Source organism: Bacteroides galacturonicus (genome assembly GCF_003096855.1).
GTDB lineage: Bacteria > Bacillota > Clostridia > Lachnospirales > Lachnospiraceae > Lachnospira > Lachnospira rogosae.
This window is the reverse complement of record NZ_QEOA01000002.1, coordinates 1-24535: the sequence shown is the minus strand read 5'-3', so window position 1 is coordinate 24535 and position 24535 is coordinate 1. Positions and strand designations below refer to the sequence as shown.

19 protein-coding genes are annotated in these 24535 nt (G+C 34.6%); 2 read left to right on the top strand and 17 right to left on the bottom strand.

Translation table 11 applies throughout. The annotated features are described in order from the left end of the window. Window positions 1-4: 4 nt before the first annotated feature. The 6 genes from C7390_RS00125 to C7390_RS00105 all read right to left on the bottom strand — a co-directional run bounded on the left by C7390_RS00125 (window position 5) and on the right by C7390_RS00105 (window position 5139). Window positions 5-1282: an ABC transporter permease gene (locus C7390_RS00125; protein WP_116443374.1), complete on the bottom strand. Its 1278-nt coding sequence runs from the start codon at window positions 1280-1282 to the stop codon at window positions 5-7. 329 nt (window positions 1283-1611) lie between these two features. Continuing rightward, the gene (locus C7390_RS13490) at window positions 1612-1743 is read right to left on the bottom strand and encodes a ClbS/DfsB family four-helix bundle protein (protein WP_439655373.1); all 132 of its coding nucleotides are present in this window, start codon (window positions 1741-1743) and stop codon (window positions 1612-1614) included. Between the two features lie 44 nt (window positions 1744-1787). Further along, window positions 1788-2996 carry a 23S rRNA (uracil(1939)-C(5))-methyltransferase RlmD gene (gene rlmD / locus C7390_RS00120; protein ID WP_022501417.1) on the bottom strand — a complete coding sequence of 403 codons (1209 nt, stop codon included), beginning with the start codon at window positions 2994-2996 and terminating at the stop codon, window positions 1788-1790. 146 nt (window positions 2997-3142) lie between these two features. Continuing rightward, the gene (locus C7390_RS00115) at window positions 3143-3532 is read right to left on the bottom strand and encodes a DNA-directed RNA polymerase subunit omega (protein WP_022501418.1); all 390 of its coding nucleotides are present in this window, start codon (window positions 3530-3532) and stop codon (window positions 3143-3145) included. A gap of 2 nt (window positions 3533-3534) precedes the next feature. After that, window positions 3535-4167, bottom strand: coding sequence for a guanylate kinase (gmk, locus tag C7390_RS00110; RefSeq protein WP_022501419.1), 633 nt, complete (start codon window positions 4165-4167; stop codon window positions 3535-3537). A 93-nt stretch (window positions 4168-4260) separates the two neighbouring features. Beyond that, window positions 4261-5139 carry a YicC/YloC family endoribonuclease gene (locus C7390_RS00105; RefSeq protein ID WP_055174975.1) on the bottom strand — a complete coding sequence of 293 codons (879 nt, stop codon included), beginning with the start codon at window positions 5137-5139 and terminating at the stop codon, window positions 4261-4263. Between the two features lie 228 nt (window positions 5140-5367). On the opposite strand from C7390_RS00105, the gene C7390_RS00100 reads away from it, so the two are divergent. After that, window positions 5368-7104 (top strand): Rqc2 family fibronectin-binding protein, encoded by a 1737-nt coding sequence (locus C7390_RS00100; RefSeq protein WP_116443373.1) that lies wholly within the window; start codon window positions 5368-5370, stop codon window positions 7102-7104. Window positions 7105-7180: 76 nt separating this feature from the next. Here C7390_RS00100 and C7390_RS00095 read toward each other — a convergent pair whose 3' ends face one another. From C7390_RS00095 to C7390_RS00075, 5 genes are all read right to left on the bottom strand, one after another. Next, a complete protein-coding gene (locus C7390_RS00095; RefSeq protein ID WP_116443372.1) occupies window positions 7181-8353 on the bottom strand; it encodes a hypothetical protein in 1173 nt (390 codons plus the stop codon). A 68-nt stretch (window positions 8354-8421) separates the two neighbouring features. Further along, a complete protein-coding gene (tyrS, locus tag C7390_RS00090) occupies window positions 8422-9651 on the bottom strand; it encodes a tyrosine--tRNA ligase (protein ID WP_022501423.1) in 1230 nt (409 codons plus the stop codon). A gap of 672 nt (window positions 9652-10323) precedes the next feature. Then, window positions 10324-10818: a VanZ family protein gene (locus tag C7390_RS00085; protein ID WP_116443371.1), complete on the bottom strand. Its 495-nt coding sequence runs from the start codon at window positions 10816-10818 to the stop codon at window positions 10324-10326. Window positions 10819-11111: 293 nt separating this feature from the next. Next, entirely contained in the window at window positions 11112-12542 is a 1431-nt protein-coding gene (pyk, locus tag C7390_RS00080; RefSeq protein ID WP_022501169.1) for a pyruvate kinase, read from the bottom strand. 145 nt (window positions 12543-12687) lie between these two features. Continuing rightward, on the bottom strand, window positions 12688-13704 hold the full coding sequence (locus C7390_RS00075; protein WP_090140562.1) for a hypothetical protein: 1017 nt from the start codon (window positions 13702-13704) through the stop codon (window positions 12688-12690). A 263-nt stretch (window positions 13705-13967) separates the two neighbouring features. Between C7390_RS00075 and C7390_RS00070 the strand changes: the two genes are divergently transcribed. Next, window positions 13968-18188: a 2-hydroxyacyl-CoA dehydratase gene (locus C7390_RS00070; protein WP_318295435.1), complete on the top strand. Its 4221-nt coding sequence runs from the start codon at window positions 13968-13970 to the stop codon at window positions 18186-18188. A 420-nt stretch (window positions 18189-18608) separates the two neighbouring features. Here the strand turns inward: C7390_RS00070 and C7390_RS00065 are convergent, their stop codons facing one another. The 6 genes from C7390_RS00065 to C7390_RS00040 form a co-directional block, all read right to left on the bottom strand. Then, window positions 18609-19283 (bottom strand): uracil-DNA glycosylase, encoded by a 675-nt coding sequence (locus C7390_RS00065; RefSeq protein WP_022501165.1) that lies wholly within the window; start codon window positions 19281-19283, stop codon window positions 18609-18611. An 18-nt stretch (window positions 19284-19301) separates the two neighbouring features. Continuing rightward, window positions 19302-20066, bottom strand: coding sequence for an imidazole glycerol phosphate synthase subunit HisF (hisF, locus tag C7390_RS00060; RefSeq protein WP_022501164.1), 765 nt, complete (start codon window positions 20064-20066; stop codon window positions 19302-19304). Between the two features lie 15 nt (window positions 20067-20081). Continuing rightward, window positions 20082-20687 carry an imidazole glycerol phosphate synthase subunit HisH gene (gene hisH / locus C7390_RS00055; RefSeq protein WP_055174986.1) on the bottom strand — a complete coding sequence of 202 codons (606 nt, stop codon included), beginning with the start codon at window positions 20685-20687 and terminating at the stop codon, window positions 20082-20084. After that, window positions 20684-22549: a midas domain-containing protein gene (locus tag C7390_RS00050; RefSeq protein WP_116443370.1), complete on the bottom strand. Its 1866-nt coding sequence runs from the start codon at window positions 22547-22549 to the stop codon at window positions 20684-20686. Before C7390_RS00050 ends, hisH begins: the two co-directional genes overlap by 4 nt. Before the next feature lie 50 nt (window positions 22550-22599). Beyond that, window positions 22600-23112: a hypothetical protein gene (locus tag C7390_RS00045; RefSeq protein ID WP_022501161.1), complete on the bottom strand. Its 513-nt coding sequence runs from the start codon at window positions 23110-23112 to the stop codon at window positions 22600-22602. Between the two features lie 75 nt (window positions 23113-23187). Next, a complete protein-coding gene (locus tag C7390_RS00040) occupies window positions 23188-24087 on the bottom strand; it encodes a chemotaxis protein (RefSeq protein WP_022501160.1) in 900 nt (299 codons plus the stop codon). Window positions 24088-24535: the final 448 nt, after the last annotated feature.

Below are 24535 nucleotides of genomic sequence, written 5' to 3'. Positions count from 1 at the left end.
TCTCCTAACTTATTTTTGATAATATTTCTTTAGGCTTCTTGATTAATATTAATGAAGAAGCAAATACAACTGATAAAACAATAATACTTATTAATATTAAATAACTTTGTCCAAGTGTTGTAATATTTAACACAAAACTACTATCATTTATTAAATTTCCACCAGAAATCATTGAGTTCTCTGAGTTAATTAATCCACCTGCAATTACTTTTATCAATACATTTCCTAAAAATAAGGAAGATATTATACTTGGTATCGATATGAATAATAACTCGAATATAAATTGCATTATAATTTGTATCTTAGATGTTCCAATAGATAAAAATATACCTATTTCATAAATTCTTTCTCTTAACCATAGAATCAAAATCAATGAAAGAACAATAATCCCGCCTAACATAATAGAATAAGTCATTATTTTTATCATATGTTTTATTCCACTCACTGACTCTAAAGACTCTTCAAATGCATTAGAATCTTTTTGAACAAAATACTTTGACTCATCAATCTTAAGCTCTTTCAATTTGTTTAAGGCTAAGTCTGTAGATTCTGCGCTACTAGAATACATTAAAATTTTATTTGCAATTTTGTTATTTTCTGATTTATTTAATATCTCTTGGCTTGTTGAATAATCTACAAACACCATATTTTCACTAAAATCAGAAGATAATCCTGTATATGTTTCTTGTTTTTTACCAGAAAAGATTCCTATAATTTTAAATTTATGACTTTTTATTTTTCCACTTTCTTCAATGTCAAGTAATTCAAGATTAACTTCATCACCTAATTTTAGATTATTTTGTTTAGCAAATTCTTCATGAACAATAATTGAATTCTTATCATTTTCTTCTATATTTTTTCCTTCTTTAATTGTAAACACTCTACTGCTAAACAAAATATTTCTTTTAGTATTATTTGTAGCTTCGAATGAAACAACATTCTTAAATTCGTCAGATAAATCTTCTCTATTTATTCTTTGTTCTCCGCTAACTACTTTAGCATCTTTTAGTTTTGCTAATCCATCATATTGAATTATTATTTTTTCAACTTCTTTTATTTTTTCAATATCTTTAAATTGATTAACGTTAAAATATTTACCATCTTTTTTTGTTATTGAAATTGAAGAATTAGAACTTTCATATAAAGTCTTTTCTATTTCATTGCTTGATTTCATTATTGTTAAACAAGAATACAAACAAGATAGAACTATAGTCAATATGATAAAAATTATTAAAGTTCGATTTCTCTTTCTTGTAATATATGCTATAGCATTTTTTATCACTTTACTAACTACTCCTTTCTATTTTTTAGTATTTCATAACTGCTTTCAATAACATTCTACATAGCTTTTATGAAACATTTATGAAATATAATTTTTTATTTTTCCAAACTATGGTATAATAATATAAGCATTATGCTTAAAATTGTTCTTACACGATTAGTATATGATCTATTAGTATATGAGTAAGCACAGTAAGTGTACGGACACTTACGAAAAAATTGATGAAGCAGCCCTCTGGGATATGCTTCTTTTTTCAAATAAAAAGACGATAGTTTTTCTATCGCCTTTGATAACCTATTTATGAAATTTTTAACTTTACTGTCTGTAATTTATAATACTATTTTCTTCCATTTTCTAATTTTGTTCCTGAAAGTTTTAAAAGGAGCTACAGTATTCACATGAATAAACTTATAAACTTCCCACACTGCTGTTTTAGTCGCATCATCAGCCCATTTTCTCATATGTGGTTTAAATAATTCTTCATCACTTAATGAATCAATCCAAGCTAATCCAGCTTAATTTCAACATCTATATGCTTATCGACATCAAGTTTGGACAATAACACTACCGTCTCCACATGGTCACAAAAAGGGAACATATCAAATGGTCTGCACTCCAAAACCTTATATCCACCTTTCATAAGCATATCAACATCCCTTTTCTGAGTATCTGGATTGCACGATACATACACAACTCTTTCTGGCTTAATCTTAAGTACCGACTCAAGAAATTCCTGACTGCTGCCACTTCTTGGAGGATCCATTATAACAACATCAGCCCTCTTATGTGTGGCATATTCAACAAGAAACTTTCCAGCATCATCATTCACAAATCTAATATTCTTTATATTGTTAATCTTAGCGTTGACCTCTGCATCTTTTACCGCATCTGCATTTAACTCAACCCCTATAACCTGTCCTGCCTTGGCAGAAGCTGCTATTCCTATTGTTCCTATTCCACAATAAGCGTCAATAACTGTATCCTTCTTAGTTATTCCAGCCATATTTATCGCCGTCTTGTATAACTTTTCTGTCTGCTGGTGGTTAATCTGATAGAAAGATGATGGGCTTATTCTAAATCTGTAGCCACATAACACATCTTCAATATATCCCTTGCCTGTAAGCACTATATTTCTTGGTCCTAACACCATACTTGTATTGTATTTATTAACATTCTGTACGATTGTATTAATCTCTGGGTGCTTCTCTTTTAATGCTTTAAGAAAATGTGTCTTAGACGGAAATGCAACATCAGCCGTCACAATAACAAGCATAATCTCCTTAGTTGAAAAGCCTTTTCTTAAAAGAATATGCCTTATAAAACCAGTTCCCTTATCTTCATTATATGGCTTGTATTTAAACGACTTAAATAAATCTCTTAATGTAGCTATAATGCTGCTGCACTGTGAATCTTCAAGCAGGCAGTCAGATACAGGTACTATATTGTGGCTGTTCTCTTCATATGTTCCCGTTATAATATTGCCATTCTTATCTTCCCCGACAACAGCGTGAACCTTGTTACGGTAATGCACTGGTCTGTACATTCCTGTTATCTTATCTACTGGACAGATGTCTTTAAAAAGTTTGTCTACATATCCCTGCTTTATCTTTAATTCATTATCGTATTTCATTCCTGCATAGGCACAGCTCCCACATTTTTCTGCACTTTCACAGTTAATTACACGCTTCTTCTCATCATATATATTACTTCCCATAACTTTTATGTTACCTCCCAACATCAAAAGGCTGTCACATATAAAATGCAACAGCCTGTAAATTCTATTATTAATATTACAAATGACAATATTATGCAGTAATCATTATATCAGCAAATATCCATGCATAAAATCAAAATCTGAAATTACATAATTTCACTGTCATCGCCATTGCTGACAATCTTAACCTTGCCTTCATATAACTCTTCTACAGCTATTGAAAGTGGCTTCATATTCTCTGCATTATCGATAAGAGGTGTTCCTATCTGAAGCTTTCTTGCCTCATCTGGTGTTGTAAGCGGCTTTGGCTCATTCTTCTTATCCTTATTATCCTTTTCCTTTTCCTTTGGAGCGTTCTCAGCCTCAATACGAGCCTTTCTAACCTTCTCCTCTATTGTTCTTGCATCAATAATCTCTTTAGCTCTTGCGGCAGTAGCCTTAACAATTGAATAACGGCTCTGTACGATTGGCTGTTCGCCGTCCTCTACCTCACTATTAACAACTGCCATTAATTCTGAATATGATGGATGTAACATTATTATTCTCCTTTCTCATAAGCTTTAAGCTCTTCTTTAATATTATTAATTAAACTCATATTGTTAACTGCTTTTCTCTTCTCACTGTTAACTATAGAATGAATTGCCTCAACACAATCATCCACTTTATCATTGATAACTATATAGTTATAATTCTCTACGCCCTTAGCCTCATCACTGGCTCTTTGCAGTCTTGCCTTTATTGTGGCTTCATCTTCTGTTCCACGTCCTACAAGTCTTCTCTCTAATTCTTCTGCACTTGGTGGCATAATGAATAAAAGAACTGCATCTGGATACATCTTCTTAATATTAAGTGCACCCTGAATCTCGATTTCAAGTATCACATTCTTACCTGCTTCAAGCTGTTCCTCGACATATGCCTTAGGTGTTCCATAATAGTTGCTGACATACTTTGCATACTCAATCAATTCAGAATTATCAATCATACTCTCAAATTCTTCTGTTGATTTAAAGAAATACTCTCTTCCATTCTGTTCACCTTCTCTTGGTGAGCGGGTTGTCGCTGAGATAGATAGAGCATAATCATTATGAAGCTCTAATAATCTCTTAACTACAGTTCCCTTTCCAGCTCCTGAGAAACCTGAAATTACAAGTAATAAACCTTTCTCTTTCATCTCTATTCTCCAATCTGTAAATACCTGTTGGCACGCACACAACATAAGTGTACAAGTTATTATACAGAAATACACCGATTCGTGCAAGCTTTTTTATTCTATATTCTGTATCTGTTCCCTTATTTTTTCTATTTCTGTCTTTAAATCTATAGCTGCATTTGATATTTCTATATTATTCGCCTTAGATAAAGTTGTATTGGCTTCCCTGTTCATCTCCTGTGCTATGAAATCCATCTTTCTTCCAATCCCTCCGTCTTCGTTAAGGCATTTTCTTGCGTGTTCAATATGACTTCTTAATCTTACTGTCTCCTCATCTACGCATACTTTATCAGCATATATAATCACCTCAGAAGCTATCCTGTTCTTATCTATATCAGCATCTGAAAGGATTTCTTCCATCTTGGCTTCTAACTTCTTCTTATAATCTTCTATTATCTGTGGATTTTTTGTTTCAATATAAGAAACAAGCTCCTCCATATGGTCTAACTTTAACAAAAGATCATTCTTTAAGTTCTCACCCTCAATAATTCTTGTATCAGCAAGCCCCTTGCAGGCTTCTTCTATTGCCTCATTAATAAAGTTCCACAATTCTTCTTCATCTTCCTGCGATTCTTCCATTGTGATAACCTCTGGGTATCTTGACAAAGCTCCAACAGTAATATCATTTCTTATATTAAAACGCTCCTCCATCTGTCTGAATATATTCATATATTCCCGTGCTATGCTTTCATTAAACTTAAGGCTTACATTGCTCTCTGAATTATCCTCGTATGTAATAAATACATCAATCTTTCCCCTTGATGCATATTTCTTAATTGTATCCCTTATTCTTGCCTCAAATATATTAAGCTTTTTAGGCATCTTTATACTGTTCTCAAGAAATCTGTGGTTCACCGACTTAATCTCTACTGTTATTTTACGGTTGCCTCTCTCTATCTCGCTTCTTCCAAAGCCAGTCATACTTTTTATCATCAAAGTGTCCTCATTTCATTTATTCATTGTTGATAACATTAAAAAATATTTTAATACTAAATGTAGTTTAATACATCGCTTATTAAACATCAACTTACATATCAAACTTTTAATTACAACTGCTAATTATATCAATTTTACTTTAACCATACAAGACAACATCTATAAAATGTGCTATCATTTATTCTAAAGTATTAATGGCGTACCAATACGCCAGAATGGAGTATTATGGCATTTGATGGAATTACAATAGCGAATATTGTACACGATTTAAACAACACAATTCTTGGTGGAAGATTATATAAGATTGCAGAGCCAGAAAATGATGAGCTTTTACTTACCATAAAGGCTAATTCTGGACAATACAGGCTTGTATTATCTGCAAATGCTTCACTTCCGCTTGCATATATGACTAAAGATAATAAGCCAAGCCCCCAGCTTGCACCTAACTTTGTTATGTTTCTTAGGAAGCACATCAATAACGGACGAATTATATCAATAACACAACCCGCTTTTGAGCGAATAATTGATATTGAAATTGAACATTTAGATGAATTAGGTGACCTCTGCCGTAAGCATTTAATCACAGAATTTATGGGCAAACACAGCAATATCATATTATGCGATGACAATAACACAATATTAGACAGTATTAAGCATGTGTCAGCACAGATAAGCTCTGTCAGAGAAGTTCTTCCAGGAAGGGAATATTTTATTCCTAATACATCTAACAAGCACAATCCGATGAATATGGATTTTAATACCTTTAATGAAAATATATTATCACAGCCTAAGACTACTGCCAAAGCCTTAAGCAGTGCTTACACTGGAATAAGCACCTGCATATCAGAGGAAGTCTGCCACAGGGCACATATTGACAGTGCCAAACCAGCCAACTGTCTGTCCAGTGCTGAAAGCATAGCTCTATTTGAAGCATTCAAGGCTATTATTGATGACGTGGCAAATGGAAGTTTCAGCCCTAACATCGTATATGATAACGGTGCACCCACAGATTTTGCCGCGATTCCTCTTACTATGTATGATAAATCCGAAAGCTACACCTCAATAAGTGAATGTCTTATCGGTTATTATCACGAAAAAGAAGTAAGAACACGAATTCACCAGAAATCGACTGATATAAGAAGAATAATTACAACTCATCTTGAGCGTTCTTATAAAAAGCTTGATATTCAGGAAAAACAGTTAAAGGATACTGAAAAACGTGACAAATACAGAGTGTATGGAGAGCTAATCAACACATACGGCTACAATATCGAGTCTGGTGCAAAAAGCTTCACAGCTCTTAATTATTACACTAACGAAGAAATCTCTATTCCTTTGGACGATACATTGACACCAATTGAGAATGCGAATAAATATTTTGCACGATACAACAAATTAAAACGTACTTACGAAGCTGGTGTAAGACTTATCGAAGAGATTAAAGATGAGATTATGTATCTTGAATCAATAATAAATGCCCTCGATATTGCAACTACTGAGAATGACCTTAATAATATCAAAGAAGAACTTATCATAACCGGCTATATCAAGAAGAACAGCAAATCCAAAAGCAAGGATAACAAGAACAACAAACCTCTGCACTATATATCATCAGACGGTTTTGATATGTATGTCGGCAAGAATAATCTTCAGAATGATGAACTCACATTTAAATTTGCTTCTAATAGTGACTGGTGGTTTCATGCCAAGCAGATACCTGGCTCTCACGTTATAGTTAAGACTAACGGCAAGGAACTGCCCGACAGAACCTTTGAGGAAGCTGCCGCACTTGCAGCCTACTACTCTAAAGGCCGCAACCTTGATAAAGTTGAAGTCGATTATGTATTAAAGAAAGAAGTCAAAAAGCCTGCCGCTGCCAAACCAGGCTTTGTTGTATATTACACTAACTACTCTCTTATCGCCATAGCTGATATTAAAGGCATTAAAGAAGTTACTGGCTGATAAAAAACTGGTTGTCCGAAAGCTTTATATGACTTTATCATATAAATGTTTTCTGGACAGCCAGCTTTTTATTTAATTAACTTAAAGTTCTTAACCCTGTAACAGCTAACACTATAACTCCTATAACATCAGCCACAGCACACAGCATATACATAACTGAAAGCGAAGCCCTGTTTAGTCCTGCCACAATAAGCATAACAAGACTTAACACAAGCAATGTGCCTGCTATTATATACATACACTTTATATTAATTCTTTCATTAACGACCAATACAATAAATATTATGCCTGTGATTAATGATACGCTCATTCTTACAAGATACCATACAAATGCAGCTTCTGTTAAATCACACAGCGTATTATCTGTTGTAAGGTATCCAAATAATGATGGCGGATTAAACGCATATATAACGGATGGAATAATAACAATAATACTAAATACAGCTATCTCAATAATCATAAGTTTATTATTATTATTTAATACTATTGCAACGCAGGTTACAATAGTAAATATAATAAGCCACGACCAGTTAAAATAGAATTTACTTCCAATATAATAGTCCTGAATATATCCTGCTACAGTCTGTATATACTCATCTGATGATAACATCACCACTCTTGAAATAACAAGATTTCTAATAACTTCAAGTATAATAAAACCTGATAATGCAGGGAATATATATATAACAGCATTATTATATGCCATCTTATCATTATATATTTTTAGCTTTGTTATTGTACTGCTCTTAACCATTAAAAGTCCTAATACTGATAACACCATAACAAGAATATAAGCTATTGGTATTCTGGACATTAATTGTACTGTCTGTATATTACCAATGTCCGATTTATTCATATAAAAGCTATTTATAAATATATGAACACCTTTTGAACTTTCTGTTATTCTTGCAAATAACAATAACGCACCTGTTATAAATGCACTTATATTAGCAACTATTGACAACCTTGATGCCATACTCACCTTTTTGTATACACATACCGCCGCAGTCACAAGTAGTAATATCGTTATTGGAAATATAATCTTATATATGCTCCCAAAACCAGCATAAAAATAATAATTATAAATTGATGTATCAAGCGTATCGCCATCATATACATTACTATTCATTCTGTTAAGTATATTCTGAAATGTATGCTCCCCTACAAAAAATAATAATACAGCCGCATTTATAACCATAATTAACGCAAGGCTCATAAGCCTTATAAAGGTAATTTCACTCTTTTTCATACTTATCCTCACTCTTTAACTCTCCAGAACCAGCAGTATTACTGCCGGCTCTGAAACATTTTACAATATTATGCCTGTACCTTTATAAATGACTTCTTACCCTTCTTAACAACTACTCCATCACCAGCAAAGAATTCTTTATCAAACTTTGCTGCTATATCAGATACCTTTTCACCTGCAACAGAAGCACCGCCCTGTGAGACAACTCTTCTTGCTTCTGACTTAGTAGCTGCAAGACCTGCTGCGTGAATTAACGATACAATATCAATGCTTCCATCTGTAAAGGCATCATCTTCAAGCTTAACTGCTGCCATATTAGCCGCATCACCTGATGTAAATATAGCCTTAGCTGTTTCTTCTGCCTTCTTAGCTTCTTCCTCACCATGAACCATCTTAGTAAGTTCAAATGCAAGTATTTCCTTAGCTCTATTAAGCTGTGCACCTTCCCACTTATCCATTTCATCAATCTGCTCAAGTGGTAAAAATGTAAGCATACGGATGCACTTTAATACATCTGCATCAGCTACATTTCTCCAATACTGGTAGAACTCATATGGAGAAGTCTTTTCTGGATCAAGCCATACAGCACCGCTTACTGTCTTACCCATCTTCTTACCCTCTGAATTAAGAAGAAGTGTGATCGTCATAGCTGAAGCATCCTTACCAAGCTTCCTTCTGATAAGTTCTGTACCACCAAGCATATTGCTCCACTGGTCATCTCCACCAAACTGAAGATTACAACCGTATTTCTGGTATAACATATAGAAATCGTAACTCTGCATAATCATATAGTTAAATTCAAGGAATGTAAGACCTCTCTCCATTCTCTGCTTGTAGCACTCAGCTCTTAACATATTATTAACTGAGAAGCACGCACCGACTTCTCTTAAAAGGTCAACATAGTTAAGCTTCAAAAGCCAGTCTGCATTATTTACAAATAAAGCCTTATCATCTGAAAAATCGATGAACTTGCTCATCTGCTTCTTAAAGCACTCACAGTTATGCTCAATCTGCTCCGGTGTAAGCATTTTTCTCATATCTGTCTTACCTGATGGGTCACCAATCATACCTGTTCCGCCACCGACTAATGCGATAGGCTTATTGCCTGCCATCTGAAGTCTTTTCATAAAGCAGAGTGCCATAAAATGTCCTACATGAAGACTGTCTGCTGTTGGATCAAAACCAATATAGAATGTAGCCTTTCCATTATTAATTAAATTCTTAATTAATTCTTCATCTGTTACCTGTGCAATTAATCCTCTTGCAACTAACTCGTCATAAACTGTCATTTCTGCCATTTCTGTTCTCCTGTTCCTATTACGTTATTATTTGATAAATGATACATAACCCTGTTAATAACAAAAAAGAGCATATCTTTCATCCTTGTTAAAGGACGAAAGCATATGCTCCGTGTTACCACCTTTATTCATAAACAGCTCACACTGTTCACCTTAACGGGTCTTATGATCCTTGATACTGTAACGTGTACCACACGTCGCCCCTACTAAGCACTATATGCCTTTCAGTTTGCTGCTACGGAATGTATTCAGAATAACTATCCACTGTGCCTCTCATCAGCCGGCTGCTTTCTGTTGTTTACTGTTATGCCTACTTGTTTCCATCATCGCATTATATTAATATAGATGATAATCTTACTGTCAACCTCATACAACTTATTATGAAAATTGCATAATAAAATATTATATTCTGATATTCGACACCTGATTATCATATGTCTACTAAAGCTTATACCATATAGTTGCTAATTTTGCAAGCGTTATATCATATTTTTGCACTCATTATATCTTTATTCTTGTGCCGCTTTTCAGCACATACAAAGTTCCGTTAGGAACTTTTAAGATGAGTGCTTTTGCACTCATTATATCTTTATTCCTGTGCTGCTTTTCAGCACATACAAAGTTCCGTTAGGAACTTTTAAGATGAGTGCTTTTGCACTCATTATATCTTTATCAATTAATATTATAGCATTTTTCGTCTTTATGTTTACATACATTTTTATATATAATATATACTATAATAAGTCCTATTATGCTCCCTGCCGCATCTATCAACACATCTAACACACAACCATACCGACCTGGCACGAATGTCTGGTGAAACTCATCTGTTGCTGCAAATGCTATTGCTATAACTGCTGATATGACAGGAATCCTTACACCCTTAATCCCATCAACTATAAGTGCAATCATTACAAATATTGAAAAAATTGCATATTCTGTCATATGTGCAGCTTTTCTTATTGGAAACTGCACCGCCTCTATCATACTTTCCCTGTTATTCTCATTACAATCTATAATTCCAGCCTTATCACACACTGTAAGTATAATATCCGCCGCCTTATAGCTTAGCCCTGATGACTCTTCCCCATCCTGCTTTGAAAAGCCAAATATAATCATTGCCATAACAATGGCTGGGAGCCATATCAATATCTTTTTTATGCTCATATTCAAATCTTTTAATATACACCTATGTTATTATCAAACTATTCTGCTATTTTTTTAATATCAAGCTGCATATTCTATTCTAACCTCCTTAATTGGTTTCAAAAACTCATCTACATCACTCCCATTGCATATATATAATTACGTATATTTATTTTTCGATTATTATATCATTCAATTTTTAAATTTTCAATTATGTAGTGTTCTAACCAACTTAAAACAAGCCCACAAAACCAATTTCACAAGGTTTTGTGGGCTTATATAACTATCTGAAATATCTTATACCAGCTATAATATTAGAGTGTAACAACTCTCATTGTATTAGTAAGACCTCTCTTAGCTGATGGATCAGATGTTGTAGCGATACCGGCAGATACGATAACTGTATCTCCTTCTTCTACATATCCAGCCTGCTCAGATACAACTAAAGCGTGCTCAATAATCTTATCTGTTGAAGTCTCTGTAGCTGTCTTTAATGGTCTTACTCCCCAATAAATCTGCATCTTTCTAAGAACATTATCATATGGTGAGCAGCCGATAATTTCTGCATTTGGCTTTAATTTAGATGTAAGTCTTGCTGTGAATCCTGAAATTGTTGGGCATACAATAGCCTTTGCATTAAGGTTATCAGCAGTCTGAACTGTTGCGTTACATACAGCACTTGAAATGCTTCTCTTGCTGTGAACCTTAGCGATATCTGCAGATCTTCCCTTGATATCCTGCTCTGTTCTTTCAGCAATCTTAACCATCATCTTTAATGCTTCAAGTGGATACTTACCATTAGCTGTTTCACCTGAGAGCATAACCACGTCTGTACCATCATAGATAGCGTTAGCAACGTCAGTAACCTCGGCTCTTGTAGGACGTGGATTTCTAATCATAGAATCTAACATCTGTGTAGCTGTAATAACTGGCTTATATGTTGCGTTACACTTCTTGATAATTTCCTTCTGGTAATGAGGAACATCTTCTGCTGGAATCTCTACACCCATATCACCTCTGGCAACCATAATTCCATCAGCAACTTTGATAATTTCATCAAGATTTTCAATACCCTCTGCATTCTCAATCTTAGCGATAACCGGAATATCAGCACCATGCTCCCATAAGAGCTGCTTGATTTCCTGAATACAAGCTGCATTTCTTACGAATGAAGCTGCAATAAAATCAAATCCCTGTTCAATACCAAATATAATATCATCTTTATCTTTATCTGTAATACCTGGAAGCTTAATGCTTACGTTAGGTACATTAACACCCTTCTTAGAACCAAGTTCACCACCATTGATTACTGTACATACGATATCCGTACCATCGACTACCTCTTCTACTCTAAGCTCAATAAGACCATCATCAATAAGAATAGTATTACCATTAGCTACATCTGCTGGAAGACCTGCATAAGTAATCATATCAATAGTATCATCACCTACAATATCTCTTGTTGTAAGTGTGAACTTCTGACCTTCCTTAAGTGTAACCTTCTTGTCATCCTTAAGCACACCAGTTCTGATTTCTGGTCCTTTTGTATCAAGAAGTGTAGCTATAGGCTTGTTAATCTCTTCCCTTACGCTCTTAACTAATGCAAAACGGCCTGCCTGTTCTTCATGGTCACCATGTGAGAAATTAAATCTTGCAATATCCATACCACTAAGTGCAAGCTGCTTAATAAGCTCTCTATCATTAGTGTTAGGACCCATAGTACATATAACCTTAGTCTTTTTCATTATAACCTCCAAGTAAATAAAATAAATTAAATTCAAAACAATCCAACAAATTATACTTAATAACACATAAAATAGCAATACCCATTCTGAAATTGTTATGATAATTAAGTGTTATTAATAATATATACCATCATATTACCATATATTATTGTGTTTTGCCAATATGAATATGTGTATATAAATGGTCATTACAATATTCATAATTGCCAGCACATTTTGAGCAGAATCTGAACACAAGATTTTCATCGTCTAATTCCGTTCTTCCACACACAGCACATTTGTGCTTAGGTGTTCCATTAGCAGGTCTGTATGGCTTATTAGCCCCCTGCCATGTTGTCTTTTCACTATTGGCATTATAAAATGTTTCATTAAAGCTCTGTCTGCTGCCATTATTCTTCTGTGCTTTTCCTGCTGTATGCATAGCCTTATTATAATTCTTCTGTGTAGAAGTCTTAAAAGGTCTTCTCTTAGACACTGTAATGAATATTATAAAGTTAATCATAGACACTAAAGCTGCAATCGCATTGGCATAACATCCCATTCCGCTTCCTGACAGAAGTCCTGCATTGTATAAACCTTTCCACATAGTCCAGCCAAAGTTCACTCCGCTTACTGCAATTGTTGGAACAATAAAGCCTCCAAGAATAATTATTGCAAATACTATTCCATCAAGGAGTGCCATCCATTTAATCTTGATCGGTATTACAAAGAACAACAACACTTCCATATCCGGCTGTTCCATAGCAAAAGCCATAAATAAAGCAAGGTTAATATAATGTGTGCTCATATTAAAACTTATGCCAAATATAAGATATATTATAAGAGCCGCAATTATATTAAGTATTACTCCAGAGAAGAAATACACATTAAACTTAAATGACCCCCATATATTCTCTAACACTGTTCCTATAAGATAATAGAAATAAAGTGAAAAGAATACAAATATTATGCTTGTTGATGGTGGCTGTATAATAAATGTTACAAGCCGCCATATCTGTCCCTTAAATATATATGCAAAATCCAATGAAAGATATGTGCTGTAAACCCCAGGTGCAAACACCTCGAATACAAAACCTACAGCATATAACACAATAATATACATCATTAAATTCTGTATTGCATATTTAGAATACTTTCTTTCTAGTTTCTGAAACCAATCCATTAAACTCCTCATTTCCGCAGGAATAATTCCCACATTATTAAATTATGTATATTTAAAGCGATTTAATAATAAAAGTATAAAAACAAAACCTATGTTTGTCAATTATATAACAATAATAGTATTATTAATTTTATATAAACAATGTTCTAACAAGTGTTGAATTTCTGTGTCATTTCTTATATAATACGTCGGATTGTAACTTTTCGATTTTATTATATATTTTTCGACACAATATAATTAACAAGGAGGTCGGCTCTGCCGTAATGACTATGAACAAATACAGATTAGGTATTGATATTGGCTCTACAACAGTAAAGATCGCTATTCTTGATGATAATAATAATATTTTATTTTCTGACTACGAAAGACATTTTGCTAATATTCAGGAGACCTTACAATCTCTTCTTGAAAAGGCTGTCGCTCAGTTAGGTGAATTTGAAATATACCCTGTTATCACAGGTTCTGGCGGACTTACACTTGCCAAGCATCTTGAAGTACCATTTACACAGGAAGTTGTCGCTGTATCTACAGCACTTCAGGATTATGCACCTCAGTGTGATGTTGCAATAGAACTTGGTGGTGAAGATGCCAAGATTATATATTTTACTAATGGTATCGACCAGCGTATGAATGGTATATGTGCAGGTGGTACAGGTTCTTTCATCGACCAGATGGCTTCACTTTTACAGACAGATGCTTCTGGTCTTAATGAGTACGCCAAGAATTACAAGTCAATATACCCTATTGCCGCAAGATGTGGTGTATTTGCCAAATCAGACATACAGCCTCTAATTAACGAGGGTGCTACTAAGGAAGATTTATCAGCTTCTATTTTTCAGGCTGTTGTCAACCAGACAATCTCTGGTCTTGCGTGTGGCAAGCCTATCCGTGGCAATGTGGCATTTCTTGGTGGTCCGCTTCATTTCTTATCAGAACTTAAGCAGGCATTTATCCGCACATTAAGCTTAACACCTGAACAGGTTATAGCACCTGACCACTCTCATTTGTTTGCGGCAGTTGGCTCTGCTATGAATTATGATGAAAATGTATGTGTAAATGTTGCAGATATTATCAAAAGACTTTCAGGCAAAATCAAGCTTGAATTTGAAGTTGAACGTATGGAACCACTTTTTGCCAATCAGTTAGCTTATGATGATTTCACTAAAAGACATAATGCACATCATGTAAAGACTGCTGATATAAGCACTTATGAAGGTAACTGCTACCTTGGTATTGATGCAGGCTCTACAACAACTAAAGCTGCTTTAGTAGATGAAGATGGTAATTTATTATACTCATTTTACTCAAGCAACAACGGTTCTCCTCTTGATACTACAATCAAGGCTGTTAAAGACATTTATACAAAGCTTTCACCTAAGGCTAAGATTGTGCAGGCCTGTTCAACAGGTTATGGTGAGGCTCTTATCAAGTCAGCACTTATGCTTGATGAAGGTGAAGTTGAAACTGTGTCCCACTTCTATGCTGCTGCATTCTTTGACCCTGAGGTTGACTGTATTATAGATATCGGCGGACAGGATATGAAGTGTATTAAGATAAAGAACCAGACAGTTGATTCTGTCCAGCTTAATGAAGCCTGTTCTTCAGGATGTGGTTCATTTATCGAAACATTTGCAAAGTCGCTTAACTACTCTGTTCAGGACTTTGCCAAAGCTGCACTTTTTGCCGAGCACCCTATTGATTTAGGTACAAGATGTACAGTATTTATGAACTCTAAAGTCAAGCAGGCTCAGAAAGAAGGTGCGGAAGTCGCTGATATTTCTGCCGGTCTTGCTTATTCAGTTATCAAAAATGCTTTATATAAAGTTATTAAGATTGCTGACCCTAACGACCTTGGAAAGCACATTGTTGTACAGGGTGGTACTTTCTATAATGATGCAGTATTAAGAAGTTTTGAAAAGATTACAGGTGTTGATGCCATAAGACCTGATATTGCTGGTATTATGGGAGCATTCGGAGCTGCTCTTATCGCAAGGGAAAGATATGACGGCATATCTGAATCATCAATGCTTTCAATAGATAAGATCAACCGTCTTACATATGAAACAACACTTACAAGATGTAAGGGTTGTACTAACAGTTGTCACCTTACTATTAATAAGTTCTCTGGTGGCAGGCAGTTTATAACTGGTAACAGATGTGAAAGAGGTCTTGGAAAAGAACGAAATAAAGAACATCTTCCTAACCTTTTTGATTATAAATTCCATAGACTTTTTGATTATGAACCATTATCCGCTGACCTTGCAGTGCGTGGAACTGTTGGTATTCCTAGAGTACTTAATATGTATGAGAACTATCCTTTCTGGTTCACATTCTTTACTAAGCTTGGATACCGTGTAGTTCTTTCGCCTCAATCCACAAGAAAGATTTATGAATTAGGTATTGAATCAATACCTTCTGAGTCTGAGTGTTACCCAGCCAAGCTTGCACACGGACATATAAGCTGGCTTATCAAGAAAGGCATTAAATTCATATTCTACCCTTGTGTTCCTTATGAACATAAAGAGATTGATAACACTAATAACCACTATAACTGCCCTATTGTAACTTCTTATGCAGAAAATATTAAGAACAACGTTGAAGAATTAAAGACAGAAAATATAGATTTCAGAAATCCTTTCCTCTCATTTGAAAGTGAAGAAATTCTTGCCAAACGACTTAAAGCAGAATTTCCTTTAATTCCCGCACCAGAAATCAAGGCTGCTGTTCACGATGCGTGGGAAGAACTGATGCAGTCAAGAACTAATATGCATAATAAAGGTGAAGAAGTTATTAAATACCTTAAAGAAAATAACAAACGTGGTATTGTACTCGCTGGAAGACCTTACCATATTGACCCCGAGATTAACCATGGTATTCCAGAACTTATCAACTCATATGGAATAGCCGTTCTTACTGAGGACAGCGTTGCCCACCTTGGCAATGTTGAAAGACCACTTATTGTTATGGACCAGTGGATGTACCACTCACGTCTGTATGCCGCAGCAAGCTATGTCAAGACTCAGGATAATCTTGATCTTATACAGCTTAATTCATTCGGCTGTGGACTTGATGCAGTTACTACAGATGCCGTTAATGATATTCTTACTAAGTCTGGCAAAATATATACAGTTCTTAAAATTGATGAGGTTAATAACCTTGGTGCTGCAAGAATACGTGTCAGATCACTTATTGCTGCACTTAAAGTAAGGGACAAGAAAAATTACCAGCGACAGTTAGTTTCAAGTGCATACAAGCGTGTTGAATTCACACCTGAGATGAGAAAGAATTACACTATTCTCTGCCCTCAGATGTCACCAATACATTTTGACCTGCTTGAACCTGCTCTTAATTCGTGTGGATATAACTTCGAAGTTCTTGCCAATGATAATAAATCGTCTGTAGATATGGGACTTAAATATGTTAATAATGATGCCTGCTACCCTTCTTTAATGGTTGTCGGACAGATTATGAACGCGGTTCTTTCCGGTAAATATGATTTAAGCAAGACTGCCATTATAATTACGCAGACTGGTGGTGGCTGTCGTGCTTCTAACTATATTGGATTTATAAGACGTGCTCTTGAGAAAGCTAATCTTGCATACATACCAGTTATTTCTTTAAGTGCACAAGGACTAGAGTCTAACTCAGGCTTTAAGTATGATCTGCCTATGTTAAAGAAAGCTATGATGGCTATTGAATACGGTGATGTATTTATGAATGTTGTATACAGAACAAGACCTTATGAGAAGGAAAAAGGCTCTGTTAACGCCCTTCACGAACATTGGAAAGAGATATGTATAAAGCAGCTTACTTCTGACAAAGTAAGAATGAAAGACTTCAATAAAAATCTGCGTGATATAGTTCACGATTTTGATAATATTGAACTTCTTGATATTAAAAAACCTAGAGTTGGTGTTGTTGGAGAAATTCTTGTTAAATTTCTTCCCGCCGCTAACAATTATCTTGTAGATTTATTGGAAGCTGAAGGTGCTGAAGCTGTTGTTCCAGATCTTATGGGATTTCTTCTTTATTGTGCAGAAAATGCTAACTTCAAACACAAGTACCTTGGTGCTTCATCTAAGTCAGCATTTATCAATAACGTGGTAATTAAATTGCTTGAGTGGTTCAGAAAAGCTGGTAACGAAGCATTAGCACAGAGCAAGAGGTTTGATGCTCCATCTTCAATTAAAGAAACTGCTGCTCTTGCCAAAGACCTTGTGTCACTTGGTAACCAGACTGGTGAAGGCTGGCTTCTTACTGGTGAAATGATTGAGCTTATTCATAACGGTGCTGGAAATATTGTATGCTGTCAGCCATTTGCCTGCCTTCCTAACCACATTGTTGGTAAGGGCGTAATCAAAGAATTACGTGCAGCATTCCCTGAAGCTAACATAATCGCCGTGGATTATGACCCAGGTGCATCAGAAGTTAACCAGCTTAACAGAATTAAGCTTATGCTTGCTACTGCTAACAAGAACCTTTAATGTCTGATGTCTGCTAAATCAGATTTATTATCGTGAACTTATATAAAAGGCTGAGTGTTGCATATTTATTGTATACATATGTGTTATAGAAACATCTGTATATAATAAATATGCTGAAATATTTAATTTCAATATATTGAAATTAAATAATTTCAAGTGTATAATACTAATAAATGGAGGTCGGTAATATGAACTTTTTATTATTTTTAGGACCAATTATCGGTGTTGCAGTTGCTATATTTGCAGTTGTAGTAATTATTGCTGTAATAGGAGCTGTTGCAGGTTCAGAAGAAGATTTTGATGAATAGACATTTCTTCCGTAGTTTTATTTTCTAAGCAAAAAGCAGCGTTGATTGACAATCTACTATTAAAGGTTGTCAATCAACGCTGCTTTTTATTTATTTTAAAATATTCATAATATCAGATATTCTCTATCTGCCAGTCAATAGGCTCAACTCCATGGCTTTCAAGGAATTCGTTACATTGGCTGAAATGCCTGCATCCAAAAAATCCTCTATATGCTGATAAAGGACTAGGGTGTGGACACTTTAATATAAGATGCTTAGGATTGGTAAGCATAGGTATCTTTCTCTGTGCTGGTGAACCCCAGAGCATATATACTATCGGTCTGTCCTGCATATTAACCGCATTGATAACTGAATCAGTGAACTGTTCCCAGCCCATTCCCTGATGTGAATTAGCATTATGAGCCCTTACTGTTAATACTGTATTTAACAATAGTACGCCTTGATCAGCCCATTTTTTAAGGTAGCCATTATTAGGATAATAACAGCCACAGTCATCGTGTAATTCTTTATATATATTCTGTAGTGACTTAGGAATAGGATTACCCGGAAGAACCGAAAAACTAAGTCCATGTGCCTGATTTACCTCGTGATATGGGTCTTGTCCTAATATGAGCACTTTAACATCTTTTAAAGGTGTAAAATGAAATGCATTAAAAATATCGTCTGCTGGAGGATAGACAACACATCTGCTATATTCGTCTTTTACAAATGTATACAACTTTTTGTAATAATCTTTCTTAAATTCATCACTTAAAGCATCTTTCCAATCATTAGTTATCATTGACATAATAACACCCTCCAATATCTACTTAACTAATCTTATAGGTATTCCCTTATCAGATAAATACTGCTTTAAATCATTTATCTCCATCTCTTTATAATGGAATAAAGAAGCAGCTAATGCAGCATCTGCCATACCTTCTGTAAAGGCATCATAAAAATGCTCCATATTGCCAGCCCCGCCTGAGGCTATAACTGGAATTGATACATTAGAGGCAACCTCTCTTGTAAGTTCAATATCGTATCCTGCTTTAGTCCCATCACAGTCCATACTTGTAAGAAGTATCTCTCCTGCTCCAAGCTGTTCTGCCTTAACAGCCCACTCAACAGCATCAATATTCATATCAACTCTTCCACCATTCTTATAAATGCTCCAATGACCATCTTCCTGTCTTTTGGCATCTATTGCAACAACCACACATTGACTGCCGAACTTATCAGCCGCCCTTGATATAAGTGTTGGATCCATAATTGCCGCTGAATTAATAGATATCTTATCAGCACCTTCTCTTAAAAGCACCTTAAAATCATCTACTGTTCGTATTCCTCCGCCTACAGTGAATGGAATAAATACTTTTTCAGCAACTTTTCTTACTAAATCAACAGTTGTATTTCTTCCGTCACTTGAAGCTGTTATATCAAGAAATACAAGCTCATCAGCTCCTGATTTGTCATACATTGCAGCAACTTCAACTGGGTCTCCAGCATCCTTTAAATCAACAAAATTAGTACCTTTTACAACTCGTCCATCTTTGCAGTCAAGGCATGGTATAATTCTTTTAGTAAACATATAACATTCTCCATTCTATAATTCAGCAAAATTTTTAAGTATTCTTAAGCCTGTTTCACTACTCTTTTCTGGGTGGAACTGACACGCAAAAAGATTACCTTTTTCTACTGAAGCATGAATATGTGTTGAATATTCAGTAGACGCTGCTACAATATCATCATTATCAGCTTTTAGATAATATGAATGTACAAAATATACATATGGATTAGCATTGATTCCTGCAAACAATCTCGCATCATCCTTAACATTTAAGGAATTCCAGCCCATATGTGGTATCTTAAAGCCTTCCTTAGCTGGAATTTTAAATATCTTTCCTGGAAGAAGGTTAAGACCTTCAGCTCCTGGTGTCTCTTCGCTTTCCTTGAATAAAAGCTGAAGTCCAAGGCATATTCCAAGAAATGGTGTATCCTTAGCTACAACATTTTTAATTGTATCTACAAGTCCAAAACGATCCAGATTGTTCATCGCATCACCAAATGAACCTACTCCAGGAAGAATAACTTTATCTGCCTGAAGTATCTCACTTGGGTCTCTGGATACTATAACTTCTTCACCGAGTGCTATTAACGCTTTCTCAACACTCTTAAGATTGCCTGCATCATAGTCAATAATCGCTATCATTTTACTGCCTCTCCATATGCTTCTATCTTGTAATAATAAGTAACAAAATCGCTATTAGACATATCTGCTAAAGATATAGCTTCTGTCTCTGATATCTTATATGTATCCTTAAGTGCATTGATAATCTTATCATAGCTTTCCTTCATCTTATCATCTACGCCTAATTCTTTACCTTCAGCCCTGTATGTCTGATATCTGTCAACACCCTTTATAAGAGCATTAATTGCCTCTGTATTCATATTCATCTTTCTGTAATTAAGATATGACTCATACTGTCTTTGAACATACATAACAACCTTTGACTGGTTATATATTGTCTCTTCATTACCTGAAAGGTTCATACCACTTAAACTATTATAAGCTTTCTCGTATTCGCCATTGATAAAGTAATCTTTAGCTGCATTTACTTTACTGTTGTAATTGATACTATAGCCAAATACCTGTATAAGCATAATAATTCCTGCTATAAGTAATATAAATAAAATGATTGATTTTGGTTTAATCTTAAGAATATCACCTGGTTTAGGTGGTTCTTTAACTTTAACTTTTTTAGGTTTCTTTTCTTTCTTAGGCTTCTTATCTTTTGCCTGTTTAGCCTGCTTTTTCTTTTCTTCTTTCTTAGCTGCAGCCTGTTTCTTCTTCTCCTCAGCCTGAGCCTTTTTTGCTTCCTTAGCCTCAGCCTTCTGCTGATTTTCTATTTGTTCCTGTTCTTCTTCAAGCTTACCTTCTTTTTCCTGCCTAATCTTAAACTGCTGATACCTATACTTAATCTTAGCAATTAAGCCCTTCTTAGGTGCTTCTGGCTGGTCAAGATTAGCTTTACCATGAAATACCTCATCAATGAGCTTCTCATTCTCATCCTGCTCTTTTCCATCATCCACTGTGTTAGTCTTAGCAGCTATTGCATTATCAACAGTCTTTTCAAGCAATTCTCCATCGCCTGTTGCCACATTTGCTTCATTAAGATCATCTTCAATACTTTCAAAGAAAATGTCTTTTATAACAGAAAAAATACCTTTTTTATCTTTTTTCTTTTGCTTTTTGTTGTGCTTCTTTTTCATAGAAGCTTTATCAGCCTGTGCTTCATCGGCATCTGAAGCTTTATTCTGCACACTGTCTTTATTAGCTGCTTCTGTGCCATTGTCATCAGATGTGCTATCTGAAGCTGCATTTGCCTCATTATCAGCATTGCCTAAAGAAGCATTATCTGCTGATGAAGCTGAATTATCGGCTGATGTATCCTCAGCAGCTACCTCATCTTCTGACTGCATACCGTTCTCTTTAAGAAGCTCATTCATAGATGATTCATCTGCATTATCATTCATCTCACCTATAAGATCATCCAAATTCATACTTGCAAGACGGTCTTTTTCGGTATCTGATAAACCCATATCATCCATAAGCTCATCGTTCTTATCAAGATTAGTACCAGCAGCTTCTTCAACTGGAGTGTCATCTAACATCTTATCAATAGCTTCATCTGCCTGCTTATCCTTAGATGTATCATCTGCTTCTGTCTGCTTATCTGCTTCCTGTGCCTTCTTAGCAACTTCCTCAGGAGTTAATTCTGATACTGTATCATCAGTTATAAATGTTTCCTCCGTATCAGAAGCCGCCATATGACGAGGAACTGTCATAACATCTTTTAATAAATCTTCTATATTATCGTCATTAAGATTTCCATCCTCATCATCATATATATTTTCAAATTTAGTACTCTTCTCATTAGACTTTTCAAAGGCTTCCCTTACCTGCTCTTTGATCTGTTCTTCCTCTTCATCCTTATTCTCTGATTGTGCATTCTCATCTTCAGATAATGATTTCAATAAGCCATCAAGGTAATCCTCTTCATTCTCTGCCACAATTCCACCACCTTCGTAAAATTATAAATAAAATTCTACCATAAAGAATATTAATTAACAACATTAACTAACTCTTTCAATACTTCATATGAGTTAATCTTCATTGTACAAGCTTTGTCTGCTATTTCTTTAGGTATCTGATAAAACGTACTATGTACCCTGTAAAAATGTGCTTTATCATTAATCATAACAATTCTCTCAAATGGCCACCTTATAAGATTAGGATTGTTAAATCCTTCCCCTATCTCAATAACAAGCAGCTTCTTAGCCAATGTCGCTGATAACCATTTGTTGTAGAAATCCCACTGTTTCTCATCTTCATTAATATATGGACAAACCATTCTTTTGGGATTTATTGTTGATTCACCTAGATAATTATGCTTGGTAGACGATATAATAAAATAATTATTCTTATCAAGAAGTTCACCAAACTTATTAAGCATATCTATAAGATTACCATCATTATTATTAAGTGCTTCATCACCAAGACCTATTAATATATAATCATAATCTTTAACATCTTCTCTAATTCTATTACAGTAATCTTGTAATGTATATTCCATATCTATCCTCACAGCCTTAACAATAAATTATGGTGCTATCATTATATAGATAACACCATAATAACATAAATAATATTATCTGAGAAGTTTATCAATCTCATTAACTAACAATCCAATCTCTGGCTTAGATAACTGTACATCAGCTCCTAATGCTTCTCCCTTAGCTCTCATCTGGTCATTAATTAATGATGAGAATATAACAACTGGTATATTCTTTAATTTATCATCTGTCTTGATAAGCTTTGTCAATCTGTGTCCATCCATTAATGGCATCTCTAAATCAGTTATAACACAAGCTACATCCATCTGTGCATCTTCTGAATCCTTCAGAGCAACAAGATTCTCCCAGGCCTCCTGTCCATTAGCACATAATGTAAGATTATCATATCCTGACTTAATAAGTGAGTCTGAAATAAGCTTCATAAGTAATGGAGAATCCTCTGCAATTACAATATGTGCTTCATTCTTAGTTCTTCCTTCAAGCTTTTCAATATCTGATACTTTTAATCCTGTCTCTGGACTTATATCTGATACAATTCTCTCAAAGTCAAGAATGATAATTAACTGTCCATTAATCTTAACAACACCTGTTGCAATTCCGCTGTCAGCACTGCTTATTGTGCTGTCTGGCTTAATAATATCTGTCCAGGATACTCTATGTATTCCAACAACCGATGCCACATGAAATGCAACATTAAGCTTATTAAAATTAGTGATAATAAACATATCCTTTGTAATATCTTTAGAAGGTGCACACTTAATAACCTTAGCTAAATCAACTATTGTTATCATTAAATCTCTTGGCATAAACACACCTTCTACACAAGGATGTGAATTAGGTACTGGTGTAACCTTGCTATATGGAACTATCTCTTTAATCTTAGCGACATTAATTCCATAATGATTCCCTCCAACTATGAATTCAAGCACCTCTAATTCATTAGTACCACTTTCCATTAATATATTAGTTTCCATATAGTTTTATCCTCCATAAATCCCGTACTTTTATTGAAATATTATAACAAATCACATACATAATTTCAATTGCTATTACATATAATTATACAAAATATGAATATTGTCCAATATATTATCTACTTGAATGCTTATATTTAAATGCTGATGTTTAAATACTGATATTATTGTAAATAACAATATTATTAAAACTTTCTAATCTATATAATATCTACATAATATATAAATTGATGATAATAAAAAAGAGGCTATAAAGCCTCTTAAATAACAATTATTCACTACTCATTCAAAACTGCACATTAAATATATCTTATACATCCGTATCCTGTCAAGTACTTTCGTACTTTCCTTTGGAATAACTCTCTTTGTTCTATCCAAACCTTAACCTCTTTCGGTTAAGCCCTCGACCTATTAGTACAGATCAGCTCCATATGTCACCACACTTCCA

Coding starts and splice junctions, on each gene's coding strand:
- C7390_RS13490 (WP_439655373.1), bottom strand. CDS start 1,743: ATGAGAAAATGGGCTGATGATGCGACTAAAACAGCAGTGTGGGAAGTT.
- rlmD (WP_022501417.1), bottom strand. CDS start 2,996: ATGGGAAGTAATATATATGATGAGAAGAAGCGTGTAATTAACTGTGAA.
- C7390_RS00115 (WP_022501418.1), bottom strand. CDS start 3,532: ATGTTACATCCATCATATTCAGAATTAATGGCAGTTGTTAATAGTGAG.
- gmk (WP_022501419.1), bottom strand. CDS start 4,167: ATGAAAGAGAAAGGTTTATTACTTGTAATTTCAGGTTTCTCAGGAGCT.
- C7390_RS00105 (WP_055174975.1), bottom strand. CDS start 5,139: ATGATAAAAAGTATGACTGGCTTTGGAAGAAGCGAGATAGAGAGAGGC.
- C7390_RS00100 (WP_116443373.1), top strand. CDS start 5,368: ATGGCATTTGATGGAATTACAATAGCGAATATTGTACACGATTTAAAC.
- C7390_RS00095 (WP_116443372.1), bottom strand. CDS start 8,353: ATGAAAAAGAGTGAAATTACCTTTATAAGGCTTATGAGCCTTGCGTTA.
- tyrS (WP_022501423.1), bottom strand. CDS start 9,651: ATGGCAGAAATGACAGTTTATGACGAGTTAGTTGCAAGAGGATTAATT.
- C7390_RS00085 (WP_116443371.1), bottom strand. CDS start 10,818: ATGAGCATAAAAAAGATATTGATATGGCTCCCAGCCATTGTTATGGCA.
- pyk (WP_022501169.1), bottom strand. CDS start 12,542: ATGAAAAAGACTAAGGTTATATGTACTATGGGTCCTAACACTAATGAT.
- C7390_RS00075 (WP_090140562.1), bottom strand. CDS start 13,704: ATGGATTGGTTTCAGAAACTAGAAAGAAAGTATTCTAAATATGCAATA.
- C7390_RS00070 (WP_318295435.1), top strand. CDS start 13,968: ATGACTATGAACAAATACAGATTAGGTATTGATATTGGCTCTACAACA.
- C7390_RS00065 (WP_022501165.1), bottom strand. CDS start 19,283: ATGTCAATGATAACTAATGATTGGAAAGATGCTTTAAGTGATGAATTT.
- hisF (WP_022501164.1), bottom strand. CDS start 20,066: ATGTTTACTAAAAGAATTATACCATGCCTTGACTGCAAAGATGGACGA.
- hisH (WP_055174986.1), bottom strand. CDS start 20,687: ATGATAGCGATTATTGACTATGATGCAGGCAATCTTAAGAGTGTTGAG.
- C7390_RS00045 (WP_022501161.1), bottom strand. CDS start 23,112: ATGGAATATACATTACAAGATTACTGTAATAGAATTAGAGAAGATGTT.
- C7390_RS00040 (WP_022501160.1), bottom strand. CDS start 24,087: ATGGAAACTAATATATTAATGGAAAGTGGTACTAATGAATTAGAGGTG.